The organism is Sphingopyxis sp. BSN-002, assembly GCF_022024275.1.
GTDB lineage: Bacteria > Pseudomonadota > Alphaproteobacteria > Sphingomonadales > Sphingomonadaceae > Sphingopyxis.
This window is the reverse complement of sequence record NZ_CP091804.1, coordinates 3,190,827-3,216,181: the sequence shown is the minus strand read 5'-3', so window position 1 is coordinate 3,216,181 and position 25,355 is coordinate 3,190,827. Positions and strand designations below refer to the sequence as shown.

21 protein-coding genes are annotated in these 25,355 nt (G+C 64.5%); 11 read left to right on the top strand and 10 right to left on the bottom strand.

From position 1 onward, the window contains the following. Positions 1-79: 79 nt before the first annotated feature. Positions 80-1,789 (bottom strand): class I adenylate-forming enzyme family protein, encoded by a 1,710-nt coding sequence (locus tag L7H23_RS15885; RefSeq protein ID WP_237836838.1) that lies wholly within the window; start codon positions 1,787-1,789, stop codon positions 80-82. Positions 1,790-1,924: 135 nt separating this feature from the next. Between L7H23_RS15885 and lgt the strand changes: the two genes are divergently transcribed. The 6 genes from lgt to L7H23_RS15855 all read left to right on the top strand — a co-directional run bounded on the left by lgt (position 1,925) and on the right by L7H23_RS15855 (position 7,728). Then, positions 1,925-2,746, top strand: a complete 822-nt coding sequence (gene lgt, locus L7H23_RS15880; protein ID WP_237836837.1) for a prolipoprotein diacylglyceryl transferase — start codon at positions 1,925-1,927, stop codon at positions 2,744-2,746. 70 nt (positions 2,747-2,816) lie between these two features. Beyond that, on the top strand, positions 2,817-3,803 hold the full coding sequence (locus L7H23_RS15875; RefSeq protein ID WP_237839280.1) for an SAM-dependent methyltransferase: 987 nt from the start codon (positions 2,817-2,819) through the stop codon (positions 3,801-3,803). Beyond that, complete coding sequence (locus tag L7H23_RS15870) at positions 3,800-4,318, top strand: GNAT family N-acetyltransferase (protein WP_237836836.1); 519 nt, start codon at positions 3,800-3,802, stop codon at positions 4,316-4,318. Before L7H23_RS15875 ends, L7H23_RS15870 begins: the two co-directional genes overlap by 4 nt. Further along, a complete protein-coding gene (pgeF, locus tag L7H23_RS15865) occupies positions 4,315-5,073 on the top strand; it encodes a peptidoglycan editing factor PgeF (protein WP_237836835.1) in 759 nt (252 codons plus the stop codon). Before L7H23_RS15870 ends, pgeF begins: the two co-directional genes overlap by 4 nt. Positions 5,074-5,082: 9 nt before the next feature. Continuing rightward, positions 5,083-6,366, top strand: coding sequence for an MFS transporter (locus L7H23_RS15860; RefSeq protein ID WP_237836834.1), 1,284 nt, complete (start codon positions 5,083-5,085; stop codon positions 6,364-6,366). Between the two features lie 69 nt (positions 6,367-6,435). Next, a complete protein-coding gene (locus tag L7H23_RS15855; RefSeq protein WP_237836833.1) occupies positions 6,436-7,728 on the top strand; it encodes a cystathionine gamma-synthase family protein in 1,293 nt (430 codons plus the stop codon). Here the strand turns inward: L7H23_RS15855 and L7H23_RS15850 are convergent. After that, the gene (locus L7H23_RS15850; RefSeq protein ID WP_237836832.1) at positions 7,725-8,450 is read right to left on the bottom strand and encodes an HAD-IB family hydrolase; all 726 of its coding nucleotides are present in this window, start codon (positions 8,448-8,450) and stop codon (positions 7,725-7,727) included. The two genes, L7H23_RS15855 and L7H23_RS15850, sit on opposite strands and share 4 nt — an antisense overlap. Positions 8,451-8,539: 89 nt before the next feature. On the opposite strand from L7H23_RS15850, the gene L7H23_RS15845 reads away from it, so the two are divergent. From L7H23_RS15845 to L7H23_RS15830, 4 genes are read left to right on the top strand one after another with little or no spacing between them, the layout of a single operon-like run. Further along, positions 8,540-9,646, top strand: a complete 1,107-nt coding sequence (locus L7H23_RS15845) for an ABC transporter permease (RefSeq protein WP_237836831.1) — start codon at positions 8,540-8,542, stop codon at positions 9,644-9,646. Further along, positions 9,646-10,515, top strand: a complete 870-nt coding sequence (locus L7H23_RS15840; RefSeq protein ID WP_237836830.1) for an ABC transporter ATP-binding protein — start codon at positions 9,646-9,648, stop codon at positions 10,513-10,515. The genes L7H23_RS15845 and L7H23_RS15840 overlap by 1 nt, the downstream gene beginning before the upstream one ends. After that, complete coding sequence (locus tag L7H23_RS15835; protein WP_237836829.1) at positions 10,515-11,456, top strand: MlaD family protein; 942 nt, start codon at positions 10,515-10,517, stop codon at positions 11,454-11,456. Before L7H23_RS15840 ends, L7H23_RS15835 begins: the two co-directional genes overlap by 1 nt. Before the next feature lie 11 nt (positions 11,457-11,467). Next, entirely contained in the window at positions 11,468-12,064 is a 597-nt protein-coding gene (locus tag L7H23_RS15830) for an ABC-type transport auxiliary lipoprotein family protein (RefSeq protein WP_237836828.1), read from the top strand. On the opposite strand, the gene pepN is transcribed toward L7H23_RS15830, so the two are convergent. Continuing rightward, on the bottom strand, positions 12,061-14,652 hold the full coding sequence (gene pepN, locus L7H23_RS15825) for an aminopeptidase N (protein WP_237836827.1): 2,592 nt from the start codon (positions 14,650-14,652) through the stop codon (positions 12,061-12,063). The genes L7H23_RS15830 and pepN overlap by 4 nt on opposite strands. 47 nt (positions 14,653-14,699) lie before the next feature. On the opposite strand from pepN, the gene L7H23_RS15820 reads away from it, so the two are divergent. Beyond that, positions 14,700-15,491 (top strand): SDR family NAD(P)-dependent oxidoreductase, encoded by a 792-nt coding sequence (locus L7H23_RS15820; RefSeq protein WP_237836826.1) that lies wholly within the window; start codon positions 14,700-14,702, stop codon positions 15,489-15,491. On the opposite strand, the gene L7H23_RS15815 is transcribed toward L7H23_RS15820, so the two are convergent. The 7 genes from L7H23_RS15815 to L7H23_RS15785 form a co-directional block, all read right to left on the bottom strand. Continuing rightward, complete coding sequence (locus tag L7H23_RS15815; RefSeq protein WP_237836825.1) at positions 15,488-16,753, bottom strand: DUF445 domain-containing protein; 1,266 nt, start codon at positions 16,751-16,753, stop codon at positions 15,488-15,490. The two genes, L7H23_RS15820 and L7H23_RS15815, sit on opposite strands and share 4 nt — an antisense overlap. A 71-nt stretch (positions 16,754-16,824) precedes the next feature. After that, positions 16,825-20,427 carry an efflux RND transporter permease subunit gene (locus L7H23_RS15810; RefSeq protein ID WP_237836824.1) on the bottom strand — a complete coding sequence of 1,201 codons (3,603 nt, stop codon included), beginning with the start codon at positions 20,425-20,427 and terminating at the stop codon, positions 16,825-16,827. Positions 20,428-20,470: 43 nt separating this feature from the next. Next, entirely contained in the window at positions 20,471-21,646 is a 1,176-nt protein-coding gene (locus tag L7H23_RS15805; protein ID WP_237839279.1) for an efflux RND transporter periplasmic adaptor subunit, read from the bottom strand. A gap of 323 nt (positions 21,647-21,969) precedes the next feature. Next, positions 21,970-22,242 carry a GlsB/YeaQ/YmgE family stress response membrane protein gene (locus tag L7H23_RS15800; protein WP_237836823.1) on the bottom strand — a complete coding sequence of 91 codons (273 nt, stop codon included), beginning with the start codon at positions 22,240-22,242 and terminating at the stop codon, positions 21,970-21,972. A 67-nt stretch (positions 22,243-22,309) separates the two neighbouring features. Further along, on the bottom strand, positions 22,310-22,630 hold the full coding sequence (locus tag L7H23_RS15795; protein WP_237836822.1) for a GlsB/YeaQ/YmgE family stress response membrane protein: 321 nt from the start codon (positions 22,628-22,630) through the stop codon (positions 22,310-22,312). 919 nt (positions 22,631-23,549) lie between these two features. Next, on the bottom strand, positions 23,550-24,539 hold the full coding sequence (gene nadA / locus L7H23_RS15790) for a quinolinate synthase NadA (protein WP_237836821.1): 990 nt from the start codon (positions 24,537-24,539) through the stop codon (positions 23,550-23,552). 62 nt (positions 24,540-24,601) lie between these two features. Next, positions 24,602-25,312 (bottom strand): adenylate cyclase, encoded by a 711-nt coding sequence (locus L7H23_RS15785; RefSeq protein WP_237836820.1) that lies wholly within the window; start codon positions 25,310-25,312, stop codon positions 24,602-24,604. Positions 25,313-25,355: the final 43 nt, after the last annotated feature.

The window sequence follows — 25,355 nt, the reverse complement described above, 5'->3', positions numbered from 1 at the left end:
CCATCCCGTTCATAATCAACGCGAACTTCCATGGCCCGGCCGGACCGATTGCGATTTCCCCTGCCGGGCCGCTAGCGAACTAGGCGACCGCCTCGGCTGCATATTGCTCGCGATAGAGGTTACGCAGACTGACCTTGTCGATCTTTTCGCTGCCCAGCTTCGGCAGCGCGTCGTTCGACATCCAGATCCGGCACGGCACCTTGTAGGGCGCGAGCCGCGTGCTCAGGAACGATGTCAGTTCGTCGGCAGTCACGCTGCTCCCGGGCTTCATCCAGACGACGGCACCGACGCATTCGCCGAGCCGCTCGTCGGGCAGGCCGAATACGGCGCATTCGTTCACCTCGGCGTGCTCGTAGATCGCGGCCTCGACTTCCTGACAGCTGATGTTCTCGCCGCCCCGGATGATGATGTCCTTCTTGCGGTCGACGATGAAGAGATAGCCGTCGGCATCGAGATAGCCGAGATCGCCCGAGCGGAAATAGCCATTGTCGAAGAAGGCCGCCTTCGTCGCGTCGGGGCGGTTCCAATAGCCCTCGAAATTGCAGACCGAGCGCATGCAGACTTCGCCGACGCTGCCCTGCGGCAGTTCATTGCCATTGTCGTCGAGGATCGCGAGGTCGACGAGCGGCTTCGACGCCGGCCCCGTCGACAAAGGCTTTTCGACGTAATTTTCGTTGATGATGCCGCAGCCGACGGCATTGGTCTCGGTCAGGCCATAGCCGAGCAGCGGCTTGGCATCGCCCATCTCGCTCGCGAGACGGCGGACATGCTCGGGCGGACGCGGCGCGCCGCCGCCGGCGTAGCTCCGGCAGGTCGAGAGATCATAATTCTTGCGGTTCGGACTGACGAGAATCTCGTAGCTCATCAACGGGACGCCGACGAAATAATTGCACTTCTCGTCCTGAATCAGTCGCATCGCCTCGTCGGCGTTCCACTTGGGCATCAGCACCAGTTTGCGCCCGAGCGCGAAGCTCTGAAGGAACACGGGGATTTCTGCGGTGACGTGAAACAGCGGCGTACAGATCAAGGTCGCGGGCTGGATTTCCGACATCTGACCGTCCTCGGTCAGCAGATGGACGATGCTCGCGGTCTGCGTCACATAGTTGAAGATCGCCTGCACCACCGCCTCGTGGCGCGAGTAGGCGCCCTTTGACTGGCCGGTCGATCCCGAAGTGAACAGGATCGTTGCCAGATCCTGTCCCGTCAGCGTCGGCAACACGGTTTCGGCGCTACCACCCGCAGCGATCGGCGCGATCGCCTCGTCTATCGGTTTCGTGATGTCGAGCGTGACCACCTTCGCGCCGTGGCTGACGCCGGGCTCGGCGAGCCGCGCCGCGCGCTGGACGTCGGCGATGACAAGCTTCGCTTCGGCATCGTCGATACCCGCGGCCAGTTCGGCGCCCTGCCACCAGCCGTTTAGCAGCGTGGCGCAGCCACCCGCGAGCAGGATGCCGACATAGGTCACGCACCACGCGTTGGCGTTGCGCATCGCGATCGCGATGCGGTCGCCGCGCTGGACGCCATGGCCTTCGATCAGGCCCGCGGCTACCTGGCGGGCGGCGGCATAGACCTGTTTGAAGCTCAGCCGTTCGTCGCCTTCGACCAGAAAGGTCGCGTCGCCGTGCATCGCGCTGAAATAGGCGACATAATCGGCCAGGTTCGTGGGCGCATTGGTGATGAACGGCAGCTCGCGGCCAAAGCGTTCGACGGACCCCACCTGGATCGGACCGCCCGGGCCCGTGATCAGATTATAGGCGGATTCCAGGCGCAGATCGAGCGCGGAAGGCATTGGGCATCTCTCCTCTTGGTCTCGCTCGCCTTACCCCCTATGGGGAAGGCCTCTCCTGGGGAAGGACAGCGCGACTATATGTTTCTTTTTGCAACCTTAGCCGAAGCGACGCAACATCTTAACTTTCAAGATCTGATGGGCGAGCATAGCGAGATCGCGTTCAGCGTCTTCGGCTGGCCGATCCGCTGGTACGCGCTCGCCTATCTTGCGGGCGTTTTTCTCGGCTACTGGTACCTGCTGAAGCTGATCGCGCAGCCCGGTGCCCCGATGGCGCGACGCCACGCCGACGACATGATCTTCTATGCCATGCTCGGTATCATCCTGGGCGGCCGGCTGGGTTATGTCCTGTTCTACAATCTCGAATCCTATCTGAAGAAGCCGGTCGAGATCTTCAAACTATGGGACGGAGGGATGTCGCTGCACGGCGGTGTGCTCGGCGTGCTGATCGCGATCTGGTATGTGACGCGCAAGGAAAAGCTCAGCTTCCTGCGCTTCTGCGACTACATCGCCTGCACCATCCCTTTCGGGCTGTTCCTCGGACGCCTCGCCAATTTCGTGAACGGCGAGCTGTGGGGCCGGGTTGCCCACGTGCCGTGGGCGATCATCTTTCCGCACGGCGGCCCCGAACCGCGCCACCCCAGCCAGCTCTACGAAGCCGGGCTGGAGGGTATCGTGATGATGGCCATTCTTGCCTTCCTGTTCTGGCGCACCGATGCGCGATACAAGCCCGGCTTTCTCGTGGGCATGGCCTCGATCATCTATGGGCTCAGCCGCTTTGCCGTGGAATTTTTCCGCGAGCCCGACGCGCAACGGATGAATGTCGTCGAAGCGACCGGTCTTTCGATGGGCCAGTGGCTCACGGTGCCGATGATCCTGATCGGAATCTGGCTCGTCGCGACAGCGAAGAGGCGTCGCCAACGGGTCGAGCCGATCGCGGGACCCGACGCCGTTGCGTGAGGGCCCACCGACGCCCGAGCAACTGATCAAGGATATCGCCGCCGCCAGGCCGATGACCGTCGCCGACTATATGGCGGCCGCCAACGCGCACTATTACGCGACGCGCGATCCACTCGGCGCCGCGGGCGACTTCACCACCGCGCCCGAAATCAGCCAGATGTTCGGCGAACTGATCGGCATCTGGGTCGCCGATCTGTGGAGCCGCGCGGGCAGTCCAGCCTTCCATTATGTCGAGCTCGGCCCCGGCCGCGGGACGCTTGCCGCAGACGCTCTTCGCGCCGCCGCGCGCTTCGGCTGCGTGCCGGCCGGCGTGCACCTTGTCGAAACCAGCCCCACCTTGCGAACCGCCCAGGCGGCGCGCATCCCGCAAGCGGAGCATCACGACGAGGTCGATGCCTTGCCCGACGATGCGCCGCTGATCATCATCGCCAACGAGTTTTTCGATGCGCTGCCCGTTCATCAATATGTGAAGACGGCCGATGGCTGGCGCGAGCGGATGGTCGAACGTCGCAAAGCGGGGCTGGCGCCGGTCGCCGGGAGCATTCGGGCAGACGATGCCGTGCCCCCCGCGCTCCGCGACCGGCCCCAGGATACGATCGTCGAAACCGCACCCGTGTCGGCCGCAATCATGCAGCGCTGCGCCTTCCGCCTTGTCCACCAGGGCGGTGCGATGCTGGTGATCGATTACGGCTATAGCGGCCCCGCCGCGGGCGATACCTTGCAGGCGGTGAAAGCCCATCGATTCGCCAATCCCTTCGTCGACCCGGGCGAGGTCGATCTGACCGCGCATGTCGACTTTGCCGCGCTCGCCGATGCGGCACGCGCCGCGGGTGTGACGATCGACGGCCCGACGCCGCAGGGCAACTGGCTGAAACGCCTCGGCATCGACGCGCGGCTGAAGTCACTTTCGACCGCCGCGCCCGATCGCGCCGAAGAGTTGCGGGGCCAGCGCGACCGGCTGGTCGAAACCGACGCGATGGGCGAATTGTTCAAGCTGATCGCAGTCACCGCACCGGGATGGCCCGCACCCGCTGGATTTTCAGGAGAAGCCGCATGACCGCCATCCAGCTCGCCAGGCCCGAGGATGCCGAAGCGATCGCGACGTTCGCAAACGGATCGTTCACGCATACCTTCGGGCATATCTATGACCCCGCCGACCTGTCGGCCTTCCTCGCCGACTGGAACCCGCCCGAACGCGTGCGCGCGCAGATCGAGGATGCGGGGCATGACATCGCGCTCGTGCGAAGCGAAGCGGGCGCGATCCTCGGCTATATCAAGATGGGGCCGGTCGAATTCGACCTGCCCCCCGAACAGCCGACCGACGATGCGGTCGAACTGCACCAGATCTATGTCGCCGAAGCCGCCAAGGGCACCGGTGTCGCGGTCGCGCTGATGGAATGGGGAATCGCGTGGGCGCGCGAGCGCGCGTCGATCCTGTATCTCACCGTGTTCACCGAGAACGACCGCGCGCAGGCCTTCTATCGCCGCTATGGCTTCTACGACGTCGGGCGCAACGCCTTCCGGGTCGGCAACCATGTCGACGAGGACCGTTTCTTCAGGCTCGACCTGTGACCGCGAGCTTCATCGGCGCTGCGACGCTCGGCGTTCCGCACGGCTTCTTCGGACGGCAGGGCGGCGTGTCGACCGGCGACCTTGCCTCGCTGAACTGCGGGTTCGGGTCGGGCGACGATCCCGACCTGATCGCCGAGAACCGCCGCCGCGCCGCCAACGCCGTGTTGCCCGGCGCGAAGCTGACCGGGCTCTATCAGGTTCACGGCAATCGCTGCGTGATCGTCGACGAGACCAGCGATCTCGCTGCCCGCCCCGAGGCCGATGCGCTTGCGACACGCACGACCGGACTGTTGCTCGGCATCCTGACTGCCGACTGCGTTCCGGTCCTCTTTGCCGATGCGCAGACCGGCGTTGTCGGCGCAGCACATGCAGGATGGAAAGGCGCGCTCGCCGGGGTCACCGATGCGACGCTCGACGCAATGGAAAGTCTCGGCGCCCGCCGCAGCGACATTGCGGTCGCGATCGGCCCCTGCATCGGCCGCGGCTCCTATGAAGTCGACGACGGCTTCGTCGACCGCTTCCTCGCCGACGCTCCCGTCAACGAACGCTTCTTCGCGGCGGGCAAGCCGGGTCATGCGATGTTCGACATTGCGGCCTATGTCGCGGCGCGTCTCGCCGCCGCGGGCGTCACCCGAATTGCCATCGGCGGACAGGATACTTATGCGGAGGAGGCGGACTATTTCAGCTACCGCCGCGCGTGCCACAGAAACGAAAACCGCTACGGCCGACAGATATCGCTGATCGGACTGAGCTGAGGGGGATCGATGAAGGCCTTCGCCATACCGCGCAAACGCCTCGTCTCGATCGTCGGCGGTTCGGCGGGCAATCTCGTCGAATGGTATGACTGGTTCGCCTATGCCGCCTTCGCCATCTATTTTGCCCCCGTCTTCTTTCCCAAGGCCGACCCGACCGCGCAGCTTCTGAGCACCGCGGCGATCTTCGCCGTCGGCTTCATCATGCGGCCGATCGGCGCGTGGGTGATGGGGCGCTTCGCCGACACGCGCGGGCGCAAGGCCGGGCTGTCGTTGTCGGTCGCGCTGATGTTCAGCGGGTCGATGCTGATCGCGATCGCTCCGACCTATGCGACCGCGGGCCTGTTCGGTCCGGCGACGCTGCTGGTCGCACGGATGCTGCAGGGCCTGTCGCTCGGCGGCGAGTATGGCGCCAGCGCGACCTATCTGTCCGAAATGGCACCCAAGGAGCATCGCGGTTTCTGGGCGAGCTTCCAGTATATGACGCTGATCGGCGGCCAGCTCTGCGCGATCTTCGTCGCCGTCATCCTGCAGGCCTTTCTGACCGAGGCCGAACTGACCGCGTGGGGATGGCGCATCCCGTTCGTCATCGGCGCGATCCTCGCGCTCGTTGTTTACATGCTCCGCCGCAATCTCGCCGAAACGCCGTCGTTCGAAAACCAGGCCGTCGACCGGCCCGTTTCGACCGCAAGGCTGCTGTGGAAGGAGCATCGCCGCGAGAGCATCCTCGTCGGCATGCTGTCGGCAGGCGGCGGGCTCGCGGCCTATACCTACACCAGCTACATGCAGAAATATCTGTTCAACACCGTCGGCTTCGACAAGGCGACCGCGACCTATATCATCGCCGCCGCGCTGATCTGGTTCACGCTGATGCAGCCGGTGTTCGGCGCGCTCGCCGACCGCTTCGGGCGCAAGCCGATGCTGCTGCTCTTCGGGATCGGCGGCGCGATCGTCGCGGCGCCGACCTTCCTGACGCTCGAAACCGTCACCTCGCCCATCGTCGCGACCCTGCTGATCCTGATCCCGCTGACCTTCCAGGCTGGCTACACGGCGAACAACGCGCTGGTGAAGGCCGAGCTGTTTCCGGCGCATATTCGCGGTCTCGGCGTCGCCCTGCCCTATGCGATCGGCAATGCGATCTTTGGCGGCACCGTCGAAATGGTCGCGCTCGCGCTAAAGGGCGCAGGCGTCGAATGGCTCTTCTATTTCTATGTCGCCGCGGTGATCAGCATGGCCGGCGTCGCCACGATGATGCTGCCCGAAACGAAAGAGCGCAGTCTGATCATCGAGGACTGACCGCGCAATATAGTTTCAAACGAAACTTTGAGCGCTATAAGGGCCGCCATATCTCAAGGAGCTTCCCCCATGGCCATGCGCGGCAAACCCAAGACGAACAGCAAGAAGATCGGTGACAAGGAGCTGAGCCCCGCAACGCTGATGATGGGCCTCGGCTATGATCCGATGCTGTCGGAAGGCTCGCTGAAGCCGCCGATCTTCCTGACCTCGACCTTCGCGTTCGAAAACGCCGCGGCGGGCAAACGCTTCTTCGAGCATATCACCGGCAAGCGCGAAGGCCCCGCCGACGGCCTCGTCTATTCGCGCTTCAACGGGCCGAACCAGGAGATCCTTGAGGATCGCCTTGCGGTCTGGGACGGCGCCGACGACAGCCTCGTCTTTTCGAGCGGCATGTCGGCAATCGCGACGCTGCTCCTCGCACTGGTGAACCAGAATGACGTGATCGTCCATTCGGGCCCGCTCTATGCCGCGACCGAAACGCTGATCGCGCGCATCCTGTCGCGCTTCGGCGTCAGCTTCCTCGATTTCCCCGCCGGCGCGACGCGCGAGGAGATCGACGCCATTCTCGATCGCGCCAAGGCGCTGGCGGCCGAAAAGGGCGGCAAGGTCGCGCTCGTCTATCTCGAAAGCCCGGCGAATCCGACCAACGCGCTGGTCGACGTCGAGGCCGTCCGCAACGCACGCGATGCGGCGTTCCCCGGCGAGCACAAGCCCGCGATCGCGATCGACAACACCTTCCTCGGCCCGCTGTGGCAGCAGCCGCTGAAGCAGGGCGCCGAGCTTGTCGTCTACAGCCTCACCAAATATGCCGGCGGTCATTCGGACCTCGTCGCGGGCGGGGTGTCGGGCGACCAGCACCTGATCAACGCGATCCGGCCGATGCGCAACACGATCGGTACGATCTGCGATCCCAACACCGCGTGGATGCTGCTCCGCAGCCTCGAAACGCTGGAACTGCGGATGAGCCGCGCGGGCGAGAATGCGCTGAAGGTCTGCACTTTCCTGCGCGATCATCCGAAGGTCGAGGGACTCGGCTATCTGGGCTTCATCAGCGACGCGCGGCAGAAGGACATCTACGACCGCCATTGCAGCGGCGCTGGATCGACCTTCTCGCTGTTCATCAAGGGCGGCGAGGCCGAGAGCTTCCGCTTCCTCGATGCGCTGAAGATCGCGAAGCTTGCGGTCAGCCTCGGCGGCACCGAAACGCTCGCGAGCCATCCCGCGGCGATGACGCATCTGTCGGTCCCTGACGAGCGCAAGAAGGCGCTTGGCATCACCGACAATCTGGTCCGCGTGTCGATCGGCATCGAGGACCCGGATGACCTGATCGCCGACTTTGCGCAGGCACTCGACGCGGTCTAACGACCGCGCTTGGCGCGCCAGTCGACGACTTGCCAGCCCATTCTGGGCGCAAGCTGTTTCAGCTTGCGCGACGGCGTCGTGGCGACCGCCTCGTCGGCGAAGTGCAGCATCGGATGATCCGAGACGTGATCCGAATAAGCACGGACATGCAATTGATCGCGGGTGATTTCATTCGCAGCGAGCCAGTCCGAGATGCGCGCGAACTTGGCCTCGCCATAGCAATTGGCGCCCGCCAGCCGCGCGTGGATGTGGTCGGCGCCATCGGGCTCGTCGAGCTGCGTGGCGAGCACATCGTCGATCCCGAGCCGCCGCGCGATCGCGTCGACATAAAGATGGAAGGACGCGGTCGCGAGCAAGAGCCGGTAGCCTGCCTCGCGGTCGGCCGCGATCTGGTCGAGGGCGGCGCTGTGCAGCCCGCGTGCAACCACCTTGTCGGCATAGCTCTCGGCGAGCGGCGCAATTTCGGTTCGGCTGAAACTCTTGCCCACAAGCAGGCGCAGGTTGATCGCTTTCAGCCGCGACCGGTCGATAAGGCGTAGCGCGTAGCCTGCGCCCGCAAGCCCGACGAGCGGCAGAAACAGCAGCCGCCATTGCTGGCGCCGCCTTGCAACATGCATAAGGAATCCACTGTAAGTCCCTGAACGCGTTATCGTTCGATCCATATCGTACATGGCAACGCGATGCGTGTAGCCGGTCGTCGGCGAAACAGCGGGAGTCTCCATGCGCGTGGTCATAGTGCGACGGAACGAAGCGGCCAAGGGGGCGGGATTCGCTTGCTGTCACAAATGAAATAATACAAGGTCCCGGCGAGATGGTGGCCCGGGCGGACTTCGACTTTAGCGACGGCGCCAACGGCGCCGCGGTCCGCTTTACCGGCCGCCTGACACTGGCGCGCCTCGGCGACGTCCCCGCCCGCCTTGAAGAGCTGGGTCCGATCGAATCGCTCGACCTCTCCGAAATCGAACGCATCGATACCGTCGGCGCGTGGATCGTCACCCGCGCCGTCAACGAACATGGCGCGAAGGTCGTCGGCGCGAGCCCCGAAGCGGAACGGCTGCTCGAGGCGCTGAAAGACGACAAGAGCGAATATCGCGTTCACCGCGACCGGCGCTCGGCGATCGAGCGCATGCTCGAACAGGTCGGCACCGCGAGCGTCGCCATCTGGCGCGAGCTCGTCGGCATCGTCGATTTCTTCGGCGCAATGATCATCGCGCTCGGCGTCCAGATCCGGGCGCGGCGACGGCTGCGGTGGCATGCCGTCGTCACCCGCTTCCAGACGGTGGGCGTCGACGCCCTTCCGATCATCGGACTGATGAGCTTTCTGATCGGGATCGTGATCGCGCAGCAGGGATCGGTGCAGCTCGAACAATTCGGGCTGGAGGTGTTCACGATCAATCTCGTCGGCCGCGCGTCGATCCGCGAACTCGGCCTGCTGATGACCGCGATCATGGTTGCCGGGCGGTCGGGATCGGCCTTTGCGGCGCAGATCGGGACAATGAAACTGACCGAAGAGATCGACGCGATGCGCACGATCGGCGTATCCCCGATGGAAGCGATCGTGTTGCCGCGTGTCGCAGCCTCGACGATCACCATGCCTTTGCTCGGCTTCTATGCCAGCATCTGCGCGATCGTCGGCGGCGGCGTCTTCTGCTGGGTCGGGCTCGAAATCCCGCCGCTGACCTATGTGCAGCGGCTACGCGAAATCATACCGATGCACGATTTCTGGATCATGCTGATCAAGGCGCCGGTGTTCGGCATCCTGATCGGCGTGACTGGCTGCTACGAAGGCATGCAGGTTCGCCAGAATGCGGAGGAAGTCGGCAAGCGCACGACATCGGCGGTGGTCGCCGCCATCTTCCTCGTGATCGTGCTCGACGCCTTTTTTGCGGTCTTCTTTTCCTCGCTGGGATGGAATTGATGGCCGACGACATCCAGCAGCAGGAAATCAAGGAAGAGCTGGCCGCCGCCGACGCGGTACGCCCCGAAAAGTTCGAATATGCGATCCGTATCCGCGGCCTCAAGAACCAGTTCGGCGACGCGGTGATCCATGAAAATCTCGACCTCGACGTGCGCTCGGGCGAAATTCTCGGTGTGGTCGGCGGGTCGGGCACCGGCAAATCGGTTCTGATGCGATCGATCGTCGGGCTGCAGACCCCGACCGCGGGTGAGATCGAGGTCTATGGCAAGACGCTCGACACGATCACCGATCAGGAAGAATCGCGCGACCTTCGTCGCCGCTGGGGTGTGATGTTCCAGGGCGGCGCGCTGTTTTCGACGCTCAGCGTCGCCGAGAATATCCAGGTTCCCCTGCGCGAATATTATCCGCGGCTGGACCAGCGGCTGCTCGACGAGATCGCGGCATACAAGGTGCAGATGGTCGGCCTGCCCCCCGATGCCGGGCCGAAATATCCGGCCGAGCTGTCGGGCGGCATGGTCAAGCGCGCCGGCCTGGCCCGGTCGCTGGCGCTGGACCCGGCCCTGCTCTTCCTCGACGAACCGACTGCCGGGCTCGACCCGATCGGCGCCGCCAAGTTCGACGAACTGATCCGCGAGCTGGCCGATACGATGGGGCTGACCGTCTTCCTGATCACCCACGATCTCGACTCGCTTTATGCAACCTGCGACCGGGTCGCGGTATTGGCAGAGAAGCGGGTGATCGCGGTCGGCACGATCCCGGAACTGCTTGCCACCGAGCATCCGTGGATACAGGATTATTTCAACGGCCCCCGCGGCCGGGCGGCCGCTGGCTGCAATATTGCGACAGAGCGGCAGGATAGGAAAAGCTGATGGAAACACGCTCGAACAATGTGCTCGTCGGCGCGTTCGTCCTCTTCTTCGTCGCGGCGCTCGCGATCTTCGTCGTCTGGCTCGCCAATGACAGCGGCGGCACGAAGCGCGAATATGACATCTTTTTCAAGCAGTCGGTGGACGGGCTGAACAAGGGCGCACAGGTGCAATTCTCGGGCGTCCCCGCAGGACAGGTGCGCGAGATCGCGCTGTGGCCCGACGACCCGCAGTTCGTCCGCGTGCGGATCGAAGTCAACGAAGGCGTACCGATCCTGCAGGGCACCACCGCCGCACTCGAGGGCGTCGGCTTTACCGGCGTCTCGCAGATTTCGCTCGACGGCGCGGTCAAGGGTGCCCCGGCAATCGCCGACAAGGGTCCCGCGGGCAAACCGGTAATCCCGACACGTGTTGGTGGTCTCGGCGAGCTTTTGAACACCGCGCCGCAGCTGCTCCAGCGTCTCTCGACCCTGTCGGAACGCCTCGCCGAACTCGCCGACGACAAGAATCAGGAGAGCTTCGCGAACATTCTCGACAATGTCGAGGCGACGACCGCGACGCTCGCGCGTAACGGCCCGGCGCTCGAAAAGGCGATCGCCGATACGCGGATCGCGATCCAGCAAGCGGGGAATGCCGCCGAGCAGGTCGGCAATCTTGCGGCAGCGACGCAGGGCACGATCGACCGCAATGTCGATCCCGCGATGGCGAACCTGCGCGATACGCTGAAATCCGCGAACAATTCGATCAAGACGCTCGAGGCGGCAATCTCCGACGCCCGTCCGGGGCTCAAGACCTTCAGCGAGACGACGATCCCCGAAGCCAATGCGCTGATCCGCGACCTGCGCCGGACCTCCGCCTCGCTGTCGAGCCTGACCGACAAGCTCGACCAGCAAGGTGCGGGTGCGGTTCTGGGTGGCAGCAAGCTGCCCGATTACAAGCAATGAGGATGCTCGATATGCGAAAACTCCGCGCCCCGCTGATGAGCGTCGCCCTTGCCGTAACGCTCTCGGGCTGCATCGGGCTTGGCGGCAAGACGCCACCGTTTCTGCTGACACTCGACCCCGACGCTGCGCCGCAAGCCGGCACCGCGCGCACGGCGGCCGAGGCAGCGACGCTGACGATCCTGATCCCGACCGCCCCCCAGAAGCTGCGCACGACGCGGATTCCGGTGCAGCAGGACGGTTCAAGCGTGACCTATGTGAAGGATGCGCAGTGGGTCGAGGCGCCTTCGCGCCTCTTCCAGCGGCTCGTCTCCGAAACCGTTGCCGCGCGCACCTCGCGCGTCGTGCTCGACGAGGGGCAATATCTGACCGCACCCGGCGAGCAGCTTGCCGGGCAACTCATGGAATTCGGCGTCGACGCGCGCTCGAACGAGGCGGTCGTCGTCTTCCAGGCGATGCTCGTCTCGGCGGGCGGCAAGACCGTGACCCAGCGCCGCTTCGAGGTGCGCGAGAGCATCGGCGGCAAAGTCGAGGCCAAGCCGGTCGGCGAAGCACTGACGCGCGCCGCGAACAAGGTCGCGGTCGACGTCGCAACCTGGCTGGGCGGCTAGCCCAGCAGGCTTTTCGACGCCTGCTCGGTCACATCGCGCGAGAGGCCGGGCTGCGCCAATATACGTTCCAGCTCCGCTTTCATCATCGCCTGACGCGCGTCGTCGAAACGCTTCCAGCGGCCGAGCGGCGGGATCATCTTTGCTGCGGTCTGCGGGTTTTTCGGATCGAGCGCGATCACCAGGTCGGCGATCAGGCGATAGCCCGCGCCATCGGCCTGATGGAACGCCGCCTGATTGCCGGTGAGCGCACCGTATAGCGAGCGTACGCGATTCGGATTGGCGAGTGTGAAGTCGGGGTGCTGCGCCAAAGCCTCGACCGCATCGACCGTGTCGGGCCGCATCGACCACGCCTGCACCTGAAACCATTTGTCGAGCACGAGCGGATTGTCGCGATAGCGCTGGTAGAAAATATCCAGCGCCGCGATGCGTTCGGGGCTGTTCCCATGCGCGAGCGTCGCGAGCGCCGCCTGCCGCTCGGTCATCCCGTCGGCGCCCGAGAATATCCCGAACGCCAGCGTCGACACATCCTCGATTCCGGTCGCGGCGAGATAGGCCAGCGCGACACCGCGCAGCCGGCGCCCGCCCTTGGCCTTGCGCGACAGAATCGCGGCGGGCGGCGCGACCTCGCCGAGGATCGCCCGCCACTCGCCTTCGAGCGCGCGGCCGATAGCCGCCTGTAGCGCAAGACGTTCGCGGCGGATCGCGTCGGGATCGACAGTCACCATCTGGTCGCCGATAAAGGCCTCACTCGGCAGCAGGATGGCTTCGGCGACGAAAGCCGGGTCGGACGCGCGCCCCGCCAGCGTCAATCCGACCGCGTCGATCACCGCCTGATGGTCGGCAGCCTCGCCCGACACGGCCGCGACGAGCGTGTCGAGCATCAGCTGCTGGAGCGCCTCGTAGCGCGCGAACGGATCGTCATCATGCGCGGCGAGCCATGCGAGTTCGCCCGGCGCGCGTTCGAACTCGACGATGACGGGCGCCGAGAAGCCCCGGTTGACCGACAGTGCCGGGCGCGCGGCGAATTTGCCGAGCGCGATACGTTGCGTTGCTTCGGTGAGCGTAACGAGCGTGTCGGGGAGCGCGGCACCACTGTCGTCCATCGCGAAGGCGGCGAGGCGCAGCGGCATCATCGCGGGCTGCTTGTCGGGCTGACCGGGCGTCGGCGGCACGATTTGCGCAACGTCGAGATACCATTCACCGCCCTCTTCTCCGAGCGCGAGCCTGAGGCGCGGCGTCCCGGCCTGTTCGTACCAGCGGCGGAACAGGGTCAGGTCGATCCCGCCTCCCTCCTCCATCGCGCGGACGAAATCCTCGCACGTCGCGGCTTCGCCGTCGTGGCGGTCGAAATAGAGGTCGGTGCCCTTGCGGAAACGCTCGGGGCCGAGCAGCGTCGCCATCATCCGGATGATCTCGGCGCCCTTGTTATAGACCGTCGCGGTGTAGAAGTTCGATATTTCCTGATAGGAATCGGGCCGGATCGGATGCGCGAGCGGCCCCGCATCCTCGGGGAACTGCGCGGCGCGCAGCAGGCGGACATCCTCGATCCGCTTGACCGGCGGCGAGCCCATGTCGGCCGAAAAGCTCTGGTCGCGAAAGACGGTGAAGCCTTCCTTCAGGCTGAGCTGGAACCAGTCGCGGCAGGTGACGCGGTTGCCCGACCAGTTGTGGAAATATTCGTGCGCAACGACGCCCTCGACCCCGTCATAATCGAGGTCGGTCGCGGTGTCGGGATCGGCAAGGATGTAGCGGGTGTTGAAGATATTGAGGCCCTTGTTCTCCATCGCCCCCATGTTGAAGTCGCTGACCGCGACGATGTTGAACAGGTCGAGGTCATATTCGCGGCCATAGACGCGCTCGTCCCACGCCATGCTGTCCTTGAGCGCCTTCATCGCATGGCCGGTGCGGTCGACGTCGCCGTCGCGCACCCAGATGCCCAGTTCGACCTTGCGCCCCGACATGGTGACGAATTCGTCGCGGTTGACGACGAGGTCGCCCGCGACGAGCGCGAAGAGATAGGACGGCTTCGGCCAGGGATCTTCCCACAGCGCCCAGTGATCGCTCCCCTCTTCACCCGACGCGATGCAATTGCCGTTCGACAGCAGGATCGGGAACAGCGCCTTGTCGCCCGCCATGCGGACCTTGTAACGGCTGAGCACGTCGGGCCGGTCGGGGTGGAAGATGATGCGGCGGAAGCCTTCGGCCTCGCACTGGGTGCAGAGCATCGAGTTCGAGGCATAGAGGCCCATGAGCTGGGTGTTCGCAGCCGGGTTGATCGCGGTATCGACCTCGACCACCGCCTCGGCCCGGTCGCCGAGGTCGACGATCAGGTCGGGGCCGTCCATACGCCAGTCGTTCCAGCCCTCACCGTCAACCCGAACCGCAAGCGGGGTCAGCCCGTCTCCGCGCAGGGTCATCGGCGTTGGCGCATCGGCGTGGCGCACAACCGAAAGCGCGGCCGTGACGCGTGTCTCGTCAATCCCGAGCGCGAAATCGAGTGCGATATCGGGCACCTGCCACTCGGGCGGGCGATAGTCGCCGCGGTGGATCGTGACGGGAACGGCGGGGGTGGAAGAGGCGTCGGTCATGCACGAGGGTCTAGGCGCGGGGCGACAGGCGCGCAATAAGGCGCGCGATGGCAAGGATGCTGATTTTCGGAATGGGCTATGCGGCAGGGCATCTCGCCGCACGGCTGGACGCACGCGGCTGGGAGGTCATGGGAACGACGCAGGACGGGCGCGGTGGCAGCATCGCGTTCGGCGACGAGGCGGCGGTGATCGGCGCGTTGCGCTCGGCGACGCATATCCTGTCGTCGGTACCACCCGGTGAAGGTATCGATCCGGTGCTCGAGCGATACGGACAGGCGCTGGCGGTCGCGCCCGCGACATGGGTGGGCTATCTGTCCTCGACCGGCGTCTATGGCGACGCAGGCGGCGCGTGGGTCGACGAGAGCGCACCGGTCAAGGGCCGCCGCGCCGATCGCAACGCCGCCGACCGGGCGTGGCAGACACTGCGTGGCGACGTCCGCATATTTCGCCTGCCCGGCATCTACGGACCCGGCCGCTCGATCCTCGACCGCATCGGCGAAGGACGAGCACACCGGATCGACCTGCCCGATCAGGTCTTCAGCCGCATCCATGTCGACGACATTGTCGGCGGTGTGATCGCCTCGTTCAGGGGAGCGGCAGGTGTCTATAACCTCGCCGACGACGAACCCTGTCACCAGAACCGACTCGTCGAATGGGGCTGCGCGATGCTGGGCGCCCCCCTGCCGCCGTTACAGACGCTCGACGAAGCGGGCTTGTCGCCTGCCGCACGCGCCTTCTATGCCGAGAACCGCCGCGTCGCGAACGGCAAGGCGAAGCGGCTGCTGGGGTGGACACCGCGCTACCCGACATTTCGCGAGGGACTGGCGGCGGTCAGTTAGATCCAGATGTCGACGGTATGGATCAGTACGCCGACGAGCCCCCCGACCAGCGTTCCGTTGATGCGGATATATTGCAGGTCGTCGCCGACGGCATTTTCCAGCCGGTCGGTGATCGTCTTGGCGTCCCAGCCGCGGATCGTGTCCGAGACGAGCTGCAGCGCGGTCTCGCCATAACTGTCGACCATGCCGACGACCGCGCGGCGCGCATAACGGTTGAGCGTGCGCTTGATGCCTTCGTCCTCGCCCAGCATCGTCCCGAATTGCGTGATCAGTTCGCCTAGCTGTCCCGCGAGCATCGTATCGGGGTCGCGCGCAGCTTTGAGCAAGGCGCTGCGTCCCTGTTCCCACAGGCCGTCGAGCCAGCGCTTGACCGCCCTGTTCTCGAGCAACTCGTCGCGAACCTTGGCGACCTTCGCTTTCACTTCGGGATCGTGCTGCAGGTCGAGCGCCATCTTGGCGAGGCCTTCCTCGACGCGGATACGCAACGGGTGCGTTTCGTCGACCGCCATCTCGCTGAGCAGCTTCGACAAACCGGCGACGATGCGGTTCGAGATGCTCTCGTCGAGTCCCGTGAAGCGGACGATCGCGTTCGAATTGTCGTGGACCATCTGGTGAATCAGATGCTCGTTGAGTTCGAGCGTCTTTGATCCCCATTTGACCATCGCGTCGAGCAGCGGCTGGTGCCGCCCTTCCGAGAGCGCCGCCTGCAGCGCTTGCCCCAGCAAGGGGGCGACATCGAGTTCGCGCAGCCGGTCGGCGATCGCCGATTTGACCATGCCACCCAGCCGCTGCTGGTCAAGCGCGCCGAGCCCGTCGGCGATGATCCGCGACGCGCCGAGCTTCAGGCGCCCGCCGCCCTCGGCCGGCTGCGACAGGAATTTGCCGACCGCGCCCGCGACATCAACCGTCTGCATCTTGCGCGCAATCAGCCGCGGCAACAGGAAATTGGTCAGCAGGAAGCGCGCGAGCGTGTCGCCGATGCGGTTCTTGTTGCGCGGGACGATCGCGGTATGCGGGATCGGCAGCCCCATCGGATGGCGGAACAAGGCCGTCACCGCGAACCAGTCGGCAAGCCCGCCGACCATCGCCGCCTCGGCAAACGCGCGGACGAAGCCAACGGCGGGATGGACGTCCTGGAAATATTTGGCGGTAACGAAAACCGCCGCCATGACGACGAGCAATCCGGTCGCGACGACGCGAATGTTCGAGCCTTTCGCCGGGATGGCGACGCCCATCGGCCGGGAGAGCGCGTGGTCGGTCATGCGAACCAAATGGCGAAATGCCGCAAAGGTTGCAACCGGCGCAGTGACTTACCGCGCCGGCTTGCCGTCATTTACTCGGCCGGCTCGGGTGCTGGCGCCGTGTGCGGCTTGGTATCGTCGCCCTTCCGGTAGGTCAGAAGATAGGTCGAGAAGAAGCGGCCAAGGCGTTTTTCGATGCTGTCGGCAAGGCTGAAGCCCGCGGGAACGATCAGCAACGTCAGCATCGTCGACAGGATCAGGCCGCCGATCACGACCACGCCCATCGGCGCACGCCATGCCCCGTCACCCGACAGCGAGAGCGCGGTGGGCACCATGCCGGCGACCATCGCGACCGTGGTCATCACGATCGGCTGGGCACGCTTGCGTCCGGCATCGAGCAGCGCCTCCGACTTGCCGATCCCGTGATCCATTTCCTCGATGGCGAAATCGACGAGCAGAATCGAGTTCTTCGCCACGATACCAAGCAGCATCAACAGGCCGATGAACACCGGCATCGAGATTTCCATCCCCGCGATCCGGAGCGCCAGCAGGCCGCCAAGCGGCGCAAGCAGCAGCGACGACATATTGACGAGTGGCGAGAGGAAACGGCGATAGAGCAGGACCAGCGTCGAGAAGACGAGCATCAGCCCGGCAATGAGCGCGATGAAGAAATTGTTCATCATCTCGGCCTGCCATTTGGCATCGCCCTGGATGACCTTGCGGATACCCTGCGGCATGTTCTTCACCGCCGGCAGCGCATCGATCTTGGTCTGGGCATCCCCCGTGACGAGGCCCGGGGCAAGGTCGGCGCCGATCACGATACGTCGCGTCTGGTTGTAACGACGCAGCTCGGTCGGCCCCGCGCCGAAGCCGATCTCGGCCACCGACTTCAGCGGCACCGTCGTACCGCGCGAGGTCGGCACCGGCAGATTCTCGATCGTCGCGAGCGCCCGGCGCGAGTCTTCGGACAGCAGTACCCGGATGGGGATCTGACGATCGGACAGCGAGAATTTCGCCGCGTTCTGATCGATGTCGCCGATCGTCGCGATGCGGATCGTCTGGCTGAGCGCGGCCGTCGTGACGCCGAGTTCGGCCGCCAGATCCATACGCGGATTGACGATGATCTCGGGCCGCGGAATGTCGCCCTCGATCCGCGGCGAACGCAGTTCCTTGAGCTTGCCCATCTGCGCAACGATCAGGCGCGCGTGCTTTTCGAGCGCCACGGGATCGTCACCGCCGACCACCATCGTGATATCACGGCCCGAAAAACCGCCCGACTGGCTCTGGAAATGGACGCGCGCATCGGGGATCGCCGACATTTTGGGTTGCAGGTTGCGTTCCCATTCGACGCTCGACATCTCGCGCTTCTTTTTCAGCGTGATGTACACGCTGCCACCGCCCACATTGACGTCGTAGAAAGCATTTTCGACCGTCGGGTTCGCCTCAAGAATATCGTTGATCTGGTTCGAGATATGCTCGCTCTGCGCAAGCGTCGAACCCGGCGGCAGCTCATACTGGACCTGGCTATAGTCGCTGTTGGTCGTGGGCTGAAACTGCTTAGGCGAGATAATGAATATCCCGATGCTGCTCAGGAAGGCGACAACGCCGATCCCGACGATCCACACGCGGTGGTCGAACAGGCGCGCTCGCGCGCGCTGCGACATCGACATCGCCCAATGGGAAAAGGTCCATTTCGCCATGCCGAGTTTTGCAAACACCCACGACACAAATCCGAGCGCGACCGCGAAACCCATAATGCCGGCCCACGCCATCAGCGCCTTGGTGATCGGGGACAACATGCCAACAAGCCACAGCAGCGCGACCAACACGGCAGCAACAGCTGCAAGCCGCGCATAAGCAGAGGCGATCTTCGACATCGGCTCACGCTCTGTCCAGACTACCATCGCCCCCAGGACGATCTGGAGAAGCGCGACCAGCAAGAAGGTCACGACAGCCACGAGTGGGGTCAGCAGCAGGAAATGCAGCGCGGCATTAGGCGCGTCCTGACCGACGGGCACAGGCCGGAAGTACATCGCTGCCACGACCGCGGCGACGATCGCGGCGACGATCAGCGGTACAATGAGGAAGATCAACCGCGTGGCGGTCAAGTCATAGCCCGCACGCTTCGCATGATGTTTGCTATTGTCCAGCGACCAAGCGAGAATGCGCTCATAGCGGTCGACCCATGGCCCGGCGGCATGCTCCTGCTCGCCCTGCGCCGACAGGAAATAGGCCGCGATCATCGGTGTAATCATACGCGCGACGGCCAGGCTGACGAGCACCGCGAACACGACGGTCATCCCGAACTGGATGAAGAACTGCCCCGATACGCCCGGCATCAGCGCGACCGGCAGGAACACCGCGACGATCGACATCGTCGTCGCGACGACTGCGAGCCCGATCTCGTCGGCGGCGTCGATTGACGCCTGATAGGCGGTCTTGCCCATACGCATATGTCTGACGATATTCTCGATCTCCACGATCGCATCGTCGACGAGCACCCCGGCCACAAGGCTGAGCGCGAGCAGCGACAGGCCGTTGAGCGAGAAACCCATCAGTTCCATGAACCAGAAGGTCGGGATCGCCGACAGCGGGATCGCGAGCGCGCTGATCAGCGTCGCGCGCCAGTCGCGCAGGAACAGGAAGACGACGACGACCGCGAGCACCGCGCCCTCGATCATCGCGGCCATCGAGCTGCGATATTGCTCCTTGGTATATTCGGTGCGCGTGAAGAGGATCTTGAAGTCGACCTTGGGGTTGTTCTTCTTGATCTCCGCGAGCTTCTTCATCGTCTCGTCATGGATCGTGACGTCGGAGGCGCCCTTCGCCTTCTCGATCGAGAAGCTGAGCACCTGACGGCCGCGGATCTTCGCAAGGTTACGCTGCTCGGCGTAGCCGTCGGTCACCTTTGCGATGTCCGACAGGCGGATCGTGCGGCCATTGCCGATCGAGATGCGCGAGTCCCCGAGCGCGAACGCATTGGCGGCGTTGCCGAGAACGCGCACCGCCTGTTCGGAACCCGCGATTTCGGTGCGGCCGCCCGCAGCGTTGACGTTCGTCTGGCGGAGCTGCTGGTTCACCTGGCTTGCGGTCAGGCCGTAGCTTTGCATGCGCGCGGGATCGAGGATCACGCGGATTTCGCGATCGACGCCGCCCGAGCGGCGCACCTGGCTCATGCCGGGGATAGAAAGCAGGTCCTTCGCGACCGTATTGTCGACGAACCACGACAATTGCTCGAGCGTCATGTCGCTCGTTTCGACGGCGAAATAGGTGATCGGACCGCCCGCGATGTCGACGCGCACGACCTGCGGCTCCAGAATGCCGTCGGGCAGGTCGCTGCGGATCTGCTGCACCGCCTGGTTGACGTCATTATAGGCGCGGTCGATCGGGGTCCCGATCGCGAACTGCACCATCGTGCGGCTGTTGCCCTCGCCGACATAGGAGGACATTTCATCGACGCCGCTGACACCGCGCACCGCGGCCTCGATGCGCTGCGTCACCTGCGTCTCGAGCTCGGTCGGCGCGGCGCCCGGCTGCGAGACGATGACCTGCACCGCCGGGAATTCGACGTCGGGGTTGTCGTTGACGTCCATCCGGTTGAAGCTGACGACGCCCGCCAGCAACAGCAGCACGAACAGGACGATCGGCGGCACCGGATTGCGGATGCACCAGGCGGAGATGTTGCGAAAGCTCATGATTCAAACGCCTTTTGTGCGCGTGCTGTCCGTATGCGGTTCGTTACTGCGACGATTTCTGCAACACCGGCTTCACCTTGTCGCCGGGGTTGAGGAACGCACCGGCGAGCACGACGACCTTTTCGTTGCCGGTCAGGCCCGACGCGATCGACACGCCCCCGTCGGTCACCGTTCCGACCTTCACCGGCTTGCGTGCGATCTTGTTGTCCGCACCCACAATCAGGACGAAATTGCCTTCGGGCCCGCTCTGCACCGCGCTTTCGGGAAGCAGCGGCGCCTGTTCGGTGCCCGAGACGAGCCGTGCGTCGGCGAAGCCGCCGGGACGCAGCGCTGCGCTGTACGGGATGGCGATCCGCACCGTACCCTGGCGCGTATCCATGTTGACGATCGGCGCGACCTGCCACACCTGACCCGCGATCTGCAGGCTGGTGCCGACCGGCGTTACCGTTGCAGTCGTGCCGACCCGGACGCGCTGGAGATCGGCCTCGGCGAGCTGCGCGAGCATTTCCATCTCGCCGCCCTTCGCCATGCGGAACAGCACGCCGCTTCCTGCACCCACGACCTGACCCGGCTCGACCTGCCGCGTCAGGACCAGACCGGCTTCCGGAGCGACGATGTTGAGGCGTCCGTTGCGTGCGACCGCTTCCTGATACTGCGCCTGCGCGACACGAACGCGCGCATTGGCAGCATCGCGGGTCGCGCGCTTCCGGTCCATGTCGGCCTTGGAAATGAAGCCGCGCCCGACCAGCGCCTGTGCGCGCTCAAGTTCGGCCTGCGCAAGGTCGGCGTCGGCCTGTGACACCTTGATCGAGGCGGCAAGGCTCGCGGCCTGCTGCGACTGGACCGAACGGTCGATAATCGCGAGCGTCTGGCCGGCGCCGACCCACTGGCCGGGCTCGACGAGCACACGAACGACCTGACCGCCTTCGCCGGCAACGCCAACGGGCATTTCGCGACGCGCCGCAATCGTGCCGTTGGCGGCAATCGCCGCCTGAACCGAAACACGGCCCGGGATCATCACGGTAACGTTCGGGACGTTCTGGGCGCCCGCACCGCCGGCGCCACCGGCCGCCGCGTCGTCGCCCTTGCTGTGGGCGAACGCGTACCAGACGCCGAGCAGCACGACTGCGATCAGCGCCACGGCGGCGATCGTCAGCATCCGCTTGCGGCGGTTGTCCTGATCTTCGTAAAAGCTTTGCGTCCCCGCGAGGCTGTCCATCGAATCCACTTTCCGTTCGTAGTTCACGCCATATCCCCTCTGACGCCGCGAAAGTCCGGACAATGATCGCCCGACAGCGACCCGCCCCGACCCGCAAGCGCAGGATAATCCCTTTGAAGGTGTGTTACCTTATTAAATCACCGCATGCAAGAGGTGAAAGCCCCCCGGCCGCCTTGCCCTCGGTTCGCGCCTCCCTAGAGGGGTCTTTGCCCGATTTCCAGCAATAGTTCGGATAGTTGAGGACGAAAAAAGAGCGGCCGGATCGCTCCGGCCGCTCCTTGTCTCATGGCATCCGATCCGTAACGGACCGGATGGTGGTCCGGTCAGCGAACCCTGCCGCGCCGGATCAGGTTGACGATGGCGAGCAGGAGAATGGCACCGATGAACGCCGTTACCAGCGTCCGCCAGTCGAACGCGTCGCCGCGCAGATGGCCTCCGCCGAGGAGGCCGCCGAAAAGCAGGCGACCCAGGATCGAGCCGACGCAACCGACAATGATGTTCAGGAAAATGCCCTGCTGGGCATCGGTGCGCATCACGATGCTGGCCAGCCAGCCGATGACGCCGCCCATGACGAGTGCGATAATGAAATCAATCATCTATTTGACCCCCTACGATCATTATGTGCCTGACGCTGCAGGCAAGACATTGGTACCTTAAATATTTTCAATCGCATAGCGAAATGGCAACCCCGAAGGCGGCCCCCGGGCGGCGCCCATCCCGCCCGTCACCGGGCACCTCCGCGACGGAAGAGGCTGAGCAGGCCGAGCAGCGCCAGCGCGCCCATGACGGCCCATGCGAGGCCGATCGGAAACTGGAAAGATCGGCACTCATCCCCGACATTTTGGCAAGAAAACTGCCCAGAAAAGCACCGGCGACGCCGGCTCCGATGTCGAGAAACATTCCCTTCCATGTGTCGGTACGCGTGGCAGTGCTGGCGAGCCAACCGAGAATCCCGCCGGCAACCAGGGTGATGATCAGCCCCATGGCTTCCTCTCCCGCGCGCACCACGCTGCAATGAAAGGATAATCGGGAAATCCGGAAAAGGTTCCCGGCCGCACCGGAGGCGCAGCCGGGAAAAGGGGGATCAGCTCCGGTCGGGGAACTGGTCCGGGTCGCAAAGCCTCGATAAGCAGGCAAGTTTGACCGCGATGTGACTCGCGTCACAGCAAGGGGAATTTTCCGGGCGTCTGGCCCGCAGAGGAGAAATCTGGCTCGGACGACAGGGCGGAGCCTTGTAGCGGGCGACACTTCGATATCGGCCCGAACGAAATGGGGGCCGGCATCGCTGCCAACCCCCACTATCCGGTTGTTGCTCCTTCGCGCCTCCGCTCCGCCCCATCCCGGTCTACCGGCCCGAAGACCTGCAGCCCGCAAAACGTTGCGCTGCGGCGCGCGCCGGGTCAGTCCGGCGATGGTTTGGTCGGCCCCCTTTCGGGGGCCGGCCTCACCTGAAAGACCCTTCATCATCTTGTCCGTGCCTCTGCCGAAACAGCTGCGCTTCCAGAGCGATGGACTGTCTTTCATATGCCCGATCTGGTTCGCCTCAACTCGTGGGAATCGCTGCGTTCCGTGATCAGACTATCAGTAGATTTCCTCGCAAATCCGGCCCGTTTCCTTCTGGCTAGTCTTGCAACTACCCTTCATGTCCCGGCGGCTTTTCGTCTCCGTCTTCCGATGATTTGAAGCTGTCACGAACCGATTTCCTCGCCAACAAAAAATGCGCGGGAAAGCCGCTTCAGGGCCCCGCGCTTGTGGATAAGTCCGGTATTAGCAACATGCGGATTCACTGCAGCATTTTTGTAACAAGGCTGCAGCATTTTCGGATTCCATTGCCGCAGTGCAGCATCGGACGACGGGCGCGACTCGCCTGGAATTTTCGCCGGTCGAGTCGCAGAGTCGCGACTCAGGCGCGGCCCAGATCGCCCTTGCCGACGGTGCCCGACGCCATGTCGAGCATCCGGTCGAGGCTCTTGCGCGCGGCGAGACGAAGCCCCTCCTCCATCTCGATCTGCGGCTTGAGGTCGCGGAGCGCGAGGTAGAGCTTCTCCATCGTGTTGAGCGCCATGTACGGACAGATATTGCAGTTGCAGTTTCCATCCGCGCCCGGCGCCCCAATGAAGGTCTTTTCCGGAAGCGCGAGCTCCATCTGATGGATGATGTGCGGCTCGGTCGCAACGATCAGCGTGTCGCCGGGGAAGCTCTTCGCGAATTGCAGGATGCCGCTGGTCGATCCGACATAGTCGGCATGGTCGACGATGTGCGGCGGGCATTCGGGGTGCGCCGCGACCGGCGCGCCGGGATGCTGCGCCTTCAGCTTCAGCAGTTCGGTCTCGCTGAACGCCTCGTGGACGATGCAGACGCCCGGCCACAGCAGCATGTCGCGGTCAAATTTGCGGTTGAGATAGCCACCGAGATGCCGGTCGGGGCCGAAGATGATCTTCTGGCTCTCCGGAATCTGGCTGATGATCGTCTCGGCGCTCGACGAGGTGACGATGATGTCGCTGAGCGCTTTCACCGCCGCCGAGCAGTTGATGTAGGTCAGCGCAATATGGTCCGGATGCGCTTCGCGGAAGCGCTTGAACTGTTCGGGCGGGCAGCTGTCCTCGAGGCTGCAGCCCGCATCCATATCGGGCAGGATCACCGTCTTTTGCGGCGACAGGATCTTCGCGGTTTCGGCCATGAACTTGACGCCGCAGAAAGCGATGACGTCGGCGTCGGTGTCAGCCGCCTTGCGCGACAGTTCAAGGCTGTCGCCGACGAAATCGGCGAGATCCTGAATCTCCGGCTTCTGGTAATAATGCGCGAGGATGACGGCGTTGCGTTCCTTGCGGAGGCGCTCGATTTCGGCGCGCAGGTCGAGACCCGAGAGATTCTCGCGGACGGGAGCAGTCATGGCTTTATCCTTATATGGCTTTGCCTTGCGCGCCCTCTACACGCCCTCGTCGGGCAGGGCAATCAGCCGGTCAGCTTTGCCGCCAGTGCAGCCACCGGCGGCGCGAGCGACAGCAGATAGATGGCCACGCGCACTGCGATGACAAGGAGTGCAACGGCCTTCGTTGCCGGATGGATGAGGCCGAGCGTACGCCGGTCGTGCAGTGCGATGATCCCGACGACCGAAAGCTGGATCAGCCCGACCGGAATGTCCGACCAGCCGATCATCAGCGGCATCGGGAGCAAGCGGCCGAGCGCGGGTTCGAGAATGACGATCGTCGCGCCGATCATCAACCGCCGGTGCCATTCGGTATCGCGGCGCTTGCGGATGGCCGCCATCACAACGAGCCCGAAAGTGACCGCCTCGACGAAGGTCAGCGCAAGGAAATAGGGCGGCGTGAAGAAGGGCGGAAAGCGGTTCAGCACGAGCGAGGCAAGCCCCGTATAAACACCGAGGATTGCAATCAGTGTCGCGAGTGCTGCCCCGGCCCATCCGAGCCGCCGATGCAGGTCGAGATTGCCGCGCGTCTCCAGCGTCGGCTGCACGACGAGCAGAGCAAGCCACGCGAGCATCGCGACGCCATGCAGATGCACCCACCACGGCGCGGCTACCGGATCGACGAAGCCGCGCAGCGCGAACTGCAGAAAACCGAAGATGATGAAGACAGCGAGGCCGATCGCCATCCGCTGCCAGAAACGCCCGGCGCGTACCGCGCCCTCTGCCGTCGTTGCCATGCCGCACCCCCCGATTGGCCTGAACGGAGCGAGGGTAGCGCAG

What these genes read in the sequence shown, in the direction of transcription:
- L7H23_RS15885 (WP_237836838.1), bottom strand. Translation starts at nt 1,789, where the DNA reads ATGCCTTCCGCGCTCGATCTGCGCCTGGAATCCGCCTATAATCTGATC.
- lgt (WP_237836837.1), top strand. Translation starts at nt 1,925, where the DNA reads ATGGGCGAGCATAGCGAGATCGCGTTCAGCGTCTTCGGCTGGCCGATC.
- L7H23_RS15875 (WP_237839280.1), top strand. Translation starts at nt 2,817, where the DNA reads ATGGCGGCCGCCAACGCGCACTATTACGCGACGCGCGATCCACTCGGC.
- L7H23_RS15870 (WP_237836836.1), top strand. Translation starts at nt 3,800, where the DNA reads ATGACCGCCATCCAGCTCGCCAGGCCCGAGGATGCCGAAGCGATCGCG.
- L7H23_RS15860 (WP_237836834.1), top strand. Translation starts at nt 5,083, where the DNA reads ATGAAGGCCTTCGCCATACCGCGCAAACGCCTCGTCTCGATCGTCGGC.
- L7H23_RS15855 (WP_237836833.1), top strand. Translation starts at nt 6,436, where the DNA reads ATGGCCATGCGCGGCAAACCCAAGACGAACAGCAAGAAGATCGGTGAC.
- L7H23_RS15850 (WP_237836832.1), bottom strand. Translation starts at nt 8,450, where the DNA reads ATGGAGACTCCCGCTGTTTCGCCGACGACCGGCTACACGCATCGCGTT.
- L7H23_RS15845 (WP_237836831.1), top strand. Translation starts at nt 8,540, where the DNA reads ATGGTGGCCCGGGCGGACTTCGACTTTAGCGACGGCGCCAACGGCGCC.
- L7H23_RS15840 (WP_237836830.1), top strand. Translation starts at nt 9,646, where the DNA reads ATGGCCGACGACATCCAGCAGCAGGAAATCAAGGAAGAGCTGGCCGCC.
- L7H23_RS15835 (WP_237836829.1), top strand. Translation starts at nt 10,515, where the DNA reads ATGGAAACACGCTCGAACAATGTGCTCGTCGGCGCGTTCGTCCTCTTC.
- L7H23_RS15830 (WP_237836828.1), top strand. Translation starts at nt 11,468, where the DNA reads ATGCGAAAACTCCGCGCCCCGCTGATGAGCGTCGCCCTTGCCGTAACG.
- pepN (WP_237836827.1), bottom strand. Translation starts at nt 14,652, where the DNA reads ATGACCGACGCCTCTTCCACCCCCGCCGTTCCCGTCACGATCCACCGC.
- L7H23_RS15820 (WP_237836826.1), top strand. Translation starts at nt 14,700, where the DNA reads ATGGCAAGGATGCTGATTTTCGGAATGGGCTATGCGGCAGGGCATCTC.
- L7H23_RS15815 (WP_237836825.1), bottom strand. Translation starts at nt 16,753, where the DNA reads ATGACCGACCACGCGCTCTCCCGGCCGATGGGCGTCGCCATCCCGGCG.
- L7H23_RS15810 (WP_237836824.1), bottom strand. Translation starts at nt 20,427, where the DNA reads ATGAGCTTTCGCAACATCTCCGCCTGGTGCATCCGCAATCCGGTGCCG.
- L7H23_RS15805 (WP_237839279.1), bottom strand. Translation starts at nt 21,646, where the DNA reads ATGGACAGCCTCGCGGGGACGCAAAGCTTTTACGAAGATCAGGACAAC.
- L7H23_RS15800 (WP_237836823.1), bottom strand. Translation starts at nt 22,242, where the DNA reads ATGATTGATTTCATTATCGCACTCGTCATGGGCGGCGTCATCGGCTGG.
- L7H23_RS15795 (WP_237836822.1), bottom strand. Translation starts at nt 22,630, where the DNA reads ATGGGGCTGATCATCACCCTGGTTGCCGGCGGGATTCTCGGTTGGCTC.
- nadA (WP_237836821.1), bottom strand. Translation starts at nt 24,539, where the DNA reads ATGACTGCTCCCGTCCGCGAGAATCTCTCGGGTCTCGACCTGCGCGCC.
- L7H23_RS15785 (WP_237836820.1), bottom strand. Translation starts at nt 25,312, where the DNA reads ATGGCAACGACGGCAGAGGGCGCGGTACGCGCCGGGCGTTTCTGGCAG.